At 37.1% G+C, this 8185-nt stretch carries 8 protein-coding genes and 2 pseudogenes; 5 read left to right on the plus strand and 5 right to left on the minus strand.

What is annotated here, in order from left to right; translation table 11 throughout:
- Positions 1 to 397 (plus strand): IS66 family insertion sequence element accessory protein TnpB (tnpB, locus tag FTT73_RS15455; RefSeq protein WP_257232887.1); only part of this gene is annotated, 397 nt, incomplete at its 5' end.
- 74 nt (positions 398 to 471) lie between these two features.
- On the plus strand, positions 472 to 2118 hold the full coding sequence (locus tag FTT73_RS15460) for an IS66 family transposase (RefSeq protein ID WP_180191646.1): 1647 nt from the start codon (positions 472 to 474) through the stop codon (positions 2116 to 2118).
- 578 nt (positions 2119 to 2696) lie between these two features.
- Here the strand turns inward: FTT73_RS15460 and FTT73_RS15465 are convergent.
- Positions 2697 to 3161 carry an SMI1/KNR4 family protein gene (locus FTT73_RS15465; RefSeq protein WP_180075662.1) on the minus strand — a complete coding sequence of 155 codons (465 nt, stop codon included), beginning with the start codon at positions 3159 to 3161 and terminating at the stop codon, positions 2697 to 2699.
- A 432-nt stretch (positions 3162 to 3593) separates the two neighbouring features.
- Between FTT73_RS15465 and FTT73_RS15470 the strand changes: the two genes are divergently transcribed.
- Positions 3594 to 4271 carry a hypothetical protein gene (locus tag FTT73_RS15470; RefSeq protein WP_180075661.1) on the plus strand — a complete coding sequence of 226 codons (678 nt, stop codon included), beginning with the start codon at positions 3594 to 3596 and terminating at the stop codon, positions 4269 to 4271.
- Positions 4272 to 4446: 175 nt separating this feature from the next.
- On the opposite strand, the gene FTT73_RS15475 is transcribed toward FTT73_RS15470, so the two are convergent.
- Positions 4447 to 4758, minus strand: a complete 312-nt coding sequence (locus FTT73_RS15475; RefSeq protein WP_180075660.1) for a hypothetical protein — start codon at positions 4756 to 4758, stop codon at positions 4447 to 4449.
- Positions 4758 to 4925: pseudogene (locus FTT73_RS15480) on the minus strand (IS3 family transposase); the annotation flags it as partial. The pseudogene FTT73_RS15480 and the gene FTT73_RS15475, both read right to left, overlap by 1 nt.
- A 171-nt stretch (positions 4926 to 5096) precedes the next feature.
- Between FTT73_RS15480 and FTT73_RS15485 the strand changes: the two are divergent.
- Positions 5097 to 5951 carry a hypothetical protein gene (locus FTT73_RS15485; RefSeq protein ID WP_180075659.1) on the plus strand — a complete coding sequence of 285 codons (855 nt, stop codon included), beginning with the start codon at positions 5097 to 5099 and terminating at the stop codon, positions 5949 to 5951.
- 223 nt (positions 5952 to 6174) lie between these two features.
- Here the strand turns inward: FTT73_RS15485 and FTT73_RS15490 are convergent, their stop codons facing one another.
- Positions 6175 to 6783 (minus strand): hypothetical protein, encoded by a 609-nt coding sequence (locus FTT73_RS15490; RefSeq protein WP_180075658.1) that lies wholly within the window; start codon positions 6781 to 6783, stop codon positions 6175 to 6177.
- 17 nt (positions 6784 to 6800) lie between these two features.
- Positions 6801 to 6995: pseudogene (locus FTT73_RS16460) on the minus strand (hypothetical protein); the annotation flags it as partial.
- Positions 6996 to 7151: 156 nt separating this feature from the next.
- Between FTT73_RS16460 and FTT73_RS15495 the strand changes: the two are divergent.
- A complete protein-coding gene (locus FTT73_RS15495) occupies positions 7152 to 7961 on the plus strand; it encodes a hypothetical protein (RefSeq protein WP_180075657.1) in 810 nt (269 codons plus the stop codon).
- Positions 7962 to 8185: the final 224 nt, after the last annotated feature.

Below are 8185 nucleotides of genomic sequence, written 5' to 3' on the forward strand. Positions count from 1 at the left end.
GCTTGAAATGGCAAGTATCAGAAATATCTGCTTTAGCAGAATTACTCAAGGCACTTGCAACATGATCCGCATTGATGAAATCTGGCTTTCTACCCAACCTCTGGATATGCGAGCAGGGATGGATACTATCATGGCTCAGGTGGTGAGAGCCTTTGGCTACATTAAACCGCATTGTGCTTACCTGTTCTGTAATAAACGTGGCCATCGCATGAAAGTGCTGGTACATGATGGACTGGGCATCTGGCTGTGTGCCCGGCGGCTGGAACAGGGAAAATTCCACTGGGCGCAGGTTCACCAGGGTGAAAGCATGGCGATCAGTCCGGAACAGTTACAGGCACTGATCCAGGGTTTACCTTGGCAGCGCATTGGACGACAGCAGGTGGTGACGATGCTCTAAACTAGGCTGGTCCATTCTGCTATTCTCCAAACGTTCTATTTCCTCTGCGTCATGACCTCAGGCATACTGCGGTCATGAAAATGCTGCCTGATTTAAGCCAACTGACCCATGAACAACTGCTGGAATTTACCCGGCAGTTGGCGATGCAGCATCAGTCTCTGGCACAATCAAATCAAGAATTAGAAAAATCAAACCAACAATTAGATACCAAAGTTCAGCATCTTGAAGTATCCAATCAGCAATTAGATGCTCAAGTTCAACATCTTTCTATTCTCAATCAAAAATACGAGCATGAACTCGCACTATTTAAACAGCACAAATTCGGCAGTAAAAACGAACATCTCACTGCAAAACAAATCCATCTCTGGGATGAAGCGGTCGAAGAAGATATTGCAGCCGTTGATCTGGAACTGGAACGGCTGAATGCAGATAAAACCGATGCAGCGACACAGAAAGCCAAAGCAAATAAACCTAAACGTCGACTGCTGCCCGATCATCTACACACCATCCGTATTGAGCATGAACCAACATCAACCCAATGTGCTTGTGGCTGCACCTTGCGTCGTATCGGCGAAGATATCAGTGAAAAACTGCATTTCAGACCGGCACAGTTCTATAAGGAACAGCATGTGCGTGGCAAATGGGTCTGTGATCAGTGTGACACCCTGACTCAGCAAGCGATGCCTGCCTATGTGATTGATAAAGGCATTGCTTCACCTGAACTGCTCAGCCATGTGTTGGTATCGAAGTATGCCGATCATTTACCGCTGTACCGTCAACGTCTGATCTATCAGCGGGCGGGAATCGAGCTTTCTAGATCAACGTTATCTGACTGGATAGGTCGCTGCGGTGTAGAACTGGAGCCTCTGGCCAATGCCTTAAAACAGGTGGTGCTGCAACAGCAGGTGCTGCATGCAGATGAAACACCAGTCACCATTATGCGGATGGGTGATGATGAGAAAAAACCGAAGAAAGGTTATGTCTGGGCCTATGCCACTACACAGTACAATCCAGTTCAAGCGGTGATCTATGACTTTCAGGATAGCCGTTCAGGTCAGCATGCAGAAGAGTTCCTGAATGGCTGGCAGGGCCATCTGGTCTGTGATGATTACAGTGGTTATAAAGCACGCTTTAAATCAGGCGATGTCATTGAGGTGGGCTGCATGGCCCATGCACGTCGTAAATTCCATGAGCTACATGTGACTGGGAAAAGTCAGATCACTGAACAGGCATTACTGATGATTCAGAAACTGTATGCGATAGAAGCAGAACTCAGGAAAAAGACCGATGGTACGGCAGAACAGCGCCGCGAATACCGACAACAGCATAGTCAACCGGTGATGCAACAACTGTATGAATGGCTCAACCAACATTATCTGACGGTGCCATCGAGTTCTCCAACCGCCAAGGCCATCAATTACACTCTGAAGCGTTGGCCAGCTTTAAGCCGCTATTTGGATGATGGCAATCTACCGATTTGCAATAATTGGGTAGAGAATCAAATGCGACCTTGGGCCTTAGGGCGCAAGAACTGGCTGTTTGCTGGCTCGCTGCGCAGCGGCCAGCGAGCGGCGAATATCATGACTTTAATCCAGTCAGCAAAGCTGAATGGCTTGGATCCGTATGCCTATTTAAGTGATGTGCTGAAAAGGCTGCCGACGCATAAAGCGACCCAAATAGAAGAATTACTGCCACATCGCTGGAAATCCAACTCAAATTAAAAAATAGGCATGGGGTTCAGCGGACGCTTACCAACAAAGCACCCACAACTTTTCTCAAGATTACGAATGCCAAGAATACAATCAGGAATATTGGTCAGGTCATTACTATGATTCTTACAGTCAAGAATATCCGGAAGATTGGGTAAAACGGACTCAGTCCACCCCAGGTCGTCATAAGTTCCCTAGAACTGCTTACTGATCGTGGGGGGGGCCTCTTTAAAAGTAGGCATCATAATCCGAGCTACTCGACCGAGTTGGCTCGGATGAATACCGGGGAAACTGAGGGATTTGAGAACCTGATGACAGTCGTTGAACTGCATATTAAAGAACTCAATACCTCTGCTGCCTAAAGCATTCACTACACGATTAATCGTATCAAAACGTGGTGCTTAATCCTGACGTAGGACTTTGTGGAGTGCCTCACCCCAATCCCTGCTTCTTTAGCGATTTTGAGTCATGCCACGAGCTTTAGCAATAACACCAAATTCATATTCTAAAAGCGGACATTTCTACTTTTGGCTACTGAATTTCGTATATGAGATTTTATGTTAAATATAGTCTCAGGCTAATAATTTAAGCTATCTTAGTAAGTTCAAAAAATTATCAAAACTATCACATACTTCTATCAATTCTAATTTAGGCTGTCCATGTTGATCCTTGATATATTGATCATGGTACATAAGAACTACTTTCGGATTATTAACGTCAGATCTGTAGTCAAATCCGATATAGTCACCACAACCATTTAGTCCAAAGACGACTATCTTATCATGGCCATATATATCCTGATCTTGACAGTTTTCAATATGATCACCTCCTACCCCTTGTCCAAAACAACAAAAGGCTATGCTAGATTCTCCAACTTCATTGTTAGAATCAGAATATTCAAAGTTATTCTCAATAAATTGCACCCCATTGTGGGAAGCAATCAGCTTTTTATAACTTAAAGGAAAATTAATTTTATTATCTTGCTCAAAAATCTCTATGACCTTTACGTCGATTGATCCGAAGTCATACATAATATTTAAGTTCTGATAAGGCATATGATTGTTTTACCTGCTAGGAATAACGAATTAAAGACATAAAAAAGCTAACCTCTTGTTAGGCTTTTGCGTGTTTGAAGCTGAGATCTGAATCCTGGTGGATCTTATATTCCATTGTTTAATGAATAGACCTCTCTTGCGTTAGTCAAAATTTAAACAGCCGCAAGCTATATTTTATAAGGTTTTAGCGGATTCAAAAATTAGGTAAAAGCATACTTTCGCACGGGGTCTAATAATCATTAATTTATAGAATATCTATATTTTTAGTTTCATACTTTATTACTCACCCTCGTATGAAAAGGGCCATCAAAAGATGCTTATGTGGGTTGAGAATTTTGGTGGCTATTTAGAAGAAGCTTAATTTTGTGTAGTATTACAGCCTAATATATAAGTTCCTACTTCATTAAAATTTCTTATAAATCAGAGAAAACTATGAATAAATTATCTGTTATTTTGACTATTCTTTTAGGGGTTCCTTCAATCTCTGCCCATGCTAGAACTCTAACTCAAGAAGTTCTTTCTGAGGTAAATACGGCATGTCAGTCTCAATTATCCAATGATTATACATACAGAGAATGCGATTTGCCGGTTCCGTATTTTCCTTTTGGAAGTGATGCTGAATTTAAAAAGAAATTTATGGCTGTAGTCACCCAGGCGGGATATAAGGTTAAAGGCGACCCGGTCAGCGAAATTGATACCAAAGTACATCCGATGTTTATTGTATATGGCAATGTGCTTTCCACAAATACAAATATTATGAGAAATCCTAAGGGTGCGCTAATTGATAAAGCAGGTGTTGAATATAGTGTTCATCTTTATTATGCACCGTTTACAAACAAGCTGATTATTAAGCCTTTATCAATAAAAGGGCACGAATATGCTAGTTGGATAGGTGATCTACAGGATGCGACTTTGCGTAAAGGCATCATCCAATTTGGTAAGAATGCATTTATACAAAGTCGGGGCAATACAGAAGAAAATCAGCTTATATTTAAAAACTGGATTAATAAAGAACTCCGCGAGTTCAAACTCAACTTAGGTGTGAATGTAACCTATCCTGGCTTTAAGTATTATGATGCTAACTACCTTCTACCTCATGAAAAAAAATAACCTCTTTTGCTGCATGTAGCCCTATTCGTCGGGCTTTTATTAACTAAAGGCGGGTCCTTATGTCTGCCATCAGGCAAACCACTCTATATTCCGGTAGGTTATCTTGGGGTAACCTATCTATTCAAATATAAATTATCTAATAGTTACCAATTTTGTAGAAACTCTTTTTTTAGATTTAAGAATTTTCTTTTTTTTCTTTCAAGAAAAGAGTTTCGTTTAAGATATTCTCACTTTCTCTTAGAAACTTAGCAGTTTCATGTAGTGCTAAATCACAATTCATCATTGTATTTATAGGATTTTTCACTTTACGTGCATCGTCAGGTTGATAGTCTGTATTTGAGTTTTCACTAAGAGAAAGAGCAAATGCAAACATTGCTCGGTTCTCTCCATCTAGTCTAAATACTTCATCTAGAACACGATTTTTTTCTAAAAGTCGAGCCGTGCCACTAGTTTCAGGTTTATTAGAGTCATTATCGTGTTTTGACATTGCAATAAATGCTTTTGATGCCAGGCACGAAGTGTTTCAGGAGTACAACCAATCTTAGGCGCAATTGCTGTGATTGCAGCCCAAGTAGAAGGATAATCTTTTTCAGATTCAATCAATAATTGAACCGCTCTTTCTCTGATTTCAGGGGTATATTTTAATTTTGTCATCGGGATAGTCTCTCAGAATATTGACTCTCCGACAAACCCGGTACGGTTCAATATCTAAAAAATTGGTAACTACTCACCTAGTTGCATATAAATAATAATATTTGTTAAAATTTATACATTGATATTTATATATTTTTAATAAAAATTTATTTGTTTAAAACGGGATAATTCGTGAAAAAATTATTTTTATGCGGTGTCGCATTAGCTTTGTCAGGTTGTTCAACCACAGCTCATTTAATTTTCAAAGACTATGATAAAAAAGTATCTATTGAAAATATTTCAAAATACAAAGATGTACATGAACTAGTAAATAAAAGTACTAATTTTAGAGGACCATATGCTTATAAAACTCCAGATATAAAGGATCAATGGATTACAAAAGAAATTGAGATTCCTGTCGATACTTTAAAGTTGTACTGTCAATCAATAGATGGAGGGACTTTTAATTCATTTAATGACTCTACAGCGGCAAATATTTATGACCGCCAAAAGGGGCTATATACATGTACAAAAAATTCTAAAGTACTTTGGGGAGCTGAAGTAAAAGTCCCAAAACTAAATATTAATTCAAGTGGAAACTTTGCTACAGCAAATATGTTAATTTACACTTTAACACCTAGCCAGTATCAATCAATTCTTAATTCCCAGCGAGAGTATCGTCTAGCAGCAGAGCGAGCTCAAGCAAATCAAAGAGCTGAAGAAGCAAGGCGTACCGCAATTATAAATTCAAGAAAGAAACCTTCACAAAAAGATATTGGACGATCAATTTGTAAAGATACGATCATAAATATTCCAAATAATATAAAAGTATTCGGTCAGCAACAATACGAAAAATTCGAAGGTGTTGTTGTTGGTAATCTTGAGAGTATACCGACTAATAGCCAAGAACTAAAACTATCTATTCGTGGTGTAAAACAGAATTATGGCAGTGTAAAAGCTATTCCATCAGCCCATTTTCAAAATATATATTTAGAGGCTGGTAGAATCATTTGGGATAAAAAGTCAGATTGGTATTTATGTAATTAAAGAATAGATATGGAATAGTGAAAATCAACAAAAATCCTGACATTCTGTCGGGATTTTTTCTGTCTTGAATTTGAATTTCGTATAACGAGATTTTATGTTAAATCTAAAAATTAAAAATCCCAATTAGGTATTGGGATTTTTAAATAGAACTATAATAACTTTAATTTAACCATTATTCAGTGAGTAATGTATATTAGTTCAGGCTTGATTAGACATAACTTTTTTACTGTTGTGGAACATTCAAGAAGTGAGGATCGTTATTGAGTAAGTAATCAATACTCTTGTCATATACACCACACGTTATATGAATTTGACCTGTTCCAGAGCCAGTTTGAATCATAGAAACAACTGTTAATCCATTGCTATACGGTTGAGCCGCATAGTACATATAGCGACCATTTCTATTCTTCTGATAAGTGTGTTTATTAAACTTATAGTTTAAGTTGAATTTTTTTGGATCTTCCAATGTGTTTTTTATTACATCTAGATCGCCTCGAACAACAGTTCTAGTGAAGATACGGTTAATACCCTTTCGATCTACCCCTCTACGTTCATCATATCCCAGAGCAACACGTATAACAGGCAAGCCATCTACATTAGAGATACCTGCTTTATTGATTGATGGATATGTTGAGTTATATTTTTCCTTGTTGATCCAACCGCTAGTTTTAGATGAAAACAATTTGGCAAAATCAGGATTATTAACCACAATAGATTTAGCATTAGTGTGTTGAAATTCTAAGTTTTTACAAAGTAACTGATCCCCAAGCTCACTTGCATTTGATAAAGCTGATACAAAAACTAAACCCAATAAACTTAATGACTTTTTCATTGCTTTCTCTGCTTTACTTATAACCTACTTTTAAAAACAATATATGAAAAGTAAATCAAAGTACATGAGACTTCTTTCATAAGTCGTTTTTCACTCAGTTCCAAATTATAGATTCCAGCAATTAAATTAAATCTAAACCCTAGTCTTTTGCCTCGGTTGCAATATCGCTCAGCAACGATTTTGAAGATTTTCAAACGACCAAATACATGCTCGATCCCAATTCTTCTTTTATTGATTTACTGATTATAGATTTTGGCTAGTATCAGGTATATTTAAGTCAATGAAAAAATGTATTTTTTAAGGTTTTAAATATTAATTCCTTCGGTTATATTTAATTTGCTTAACACTACTTTATATGTTGATTAAAAATGAATAAGTTGAATTTTCTAAAAAATTCTTTATTAGTTACAAGTTTAGGTTTCTTTTTGGTTGGTTGTGGTAGCTCCGATGTTGAAACAACGCAAGAACCAACATCTACAAAATCAGAAGAAGCTAAACAATTTGAGAGAGATATAGCCAATAGCCTGACTGTTAGCAATGTTGAGGAAGTAAAAGTACCTGACCGTAGTGCATTCCGAACAGTTGATGGTGATTTTTTAGAATTATATGAATTAAAAGAAAAAGTATTAAAGATTAAAGATACAAATAATGTAGATCGTGAAAATAACTTCCCTTTAGACAATATATCTTCTCATAGATTGTTTAAAGATATGGATGTACTTATGGAAAATAACCCAGTATTAAAAATGGAAAAAGCAAGAGTTTCTGTGCTTCCAAAAGTAATAGAGGCAACTAAAGATATTAAAGAAGTTGAGTACATCAAAGTACCATTTAACATTGATCAAAAATCACATAATGGCCCTGTGGCATACCTCTACAGTTGGAACAAACCACAAGGGAAAAACATCTTTGAAGCTTCCATGCAAGTAACTTCTAATTCAGATCATTTAAGATATGATGATGGTTTAGGTTCTTTTAAAATAGGCCCATTAACTCAAGAACAGGAATTGGAAATTGTACGTGGAGATTTAATCCGCAAAAATATGCAGGGTGATGCTTACTACATTGTTCAAAGAGATCAACGTCGTTCAATGGTGCTTGTACCCGCTTATTTAGACTACAAAATTTTGAATGAAAAAGGTGATGTTGTTTATAAAGCGAGTGTAGATAAGTTTTAATAAATTTATTTAAAATACGAAAAGCCATTTGATTAAATCAGGTGGCCTTTTCAAGTTTTCCTACAATTAACATAATACACGTTATACGAATTCCCAATGTTAGAACCCATTTAAAGTGTCTATATTCTCACCAATAAAAATGTCTGGTTTATGATGGTTTTTATCACCATGGACTGGATATAAAATATAGATGCTGATCACTATGTCTGACAAAGAAATTCAAC

Origin of the sequence: Acinetobacter sp. YH01006 (assembly GCF_013420445.1) — a bacterium.
In the GTDB taxonomy this organism is placed as follows: Bacteria; Pseudomonadota; Gammaproteobacteria; order Pseudomonadales; family Moraxellaceae; genus Acinetobacter; species Acinetobacter pseudolwoffii.

Coding starts and splice junctions, on each gene's coding strand:
- FTT73_RS15465 (WP_180075662.1), bottom strand. CDS start 3,161: ATGCCTTATCAGAACTTAAATATTATGTATGACTTCGGATCAATCGAC.
- FTT73_RS15460 (WP_180191646.1), top strand. CDS start 472: ATGAAAATGCTGCCTGATTTAAGCCAACTGACCCATGAACAACTGCTG.
- FTT73_RS15475 (WP_180075660.1), bottom strand. CDS start 4,758: ATGTCAAAACACGATAATGACTCTAATAAACCTGAAACTAGTGGCACG.
- FTT73_RS15495 (WP_180075657.1), top strand. CDS start 7,152: ATGAATAAGTTGAATTTTCTAAAAAATTCTTTATTAGTTACAAGTTTA.
- FTT73_RS15470 (WP_180075661.1), top strand. CDS start 3,594: ATGAATAAATTATCTGTTATTTTGACTATTCTTTTAGGGGTTCCTTCA.
- FTT73_RS15490 (WP_180075658.1), bottom strand. CDS start 6,783: ATGAAAAAGTCATTAAGTTTATTGGGTTTAGTTTTTGTATCAGCTTTA.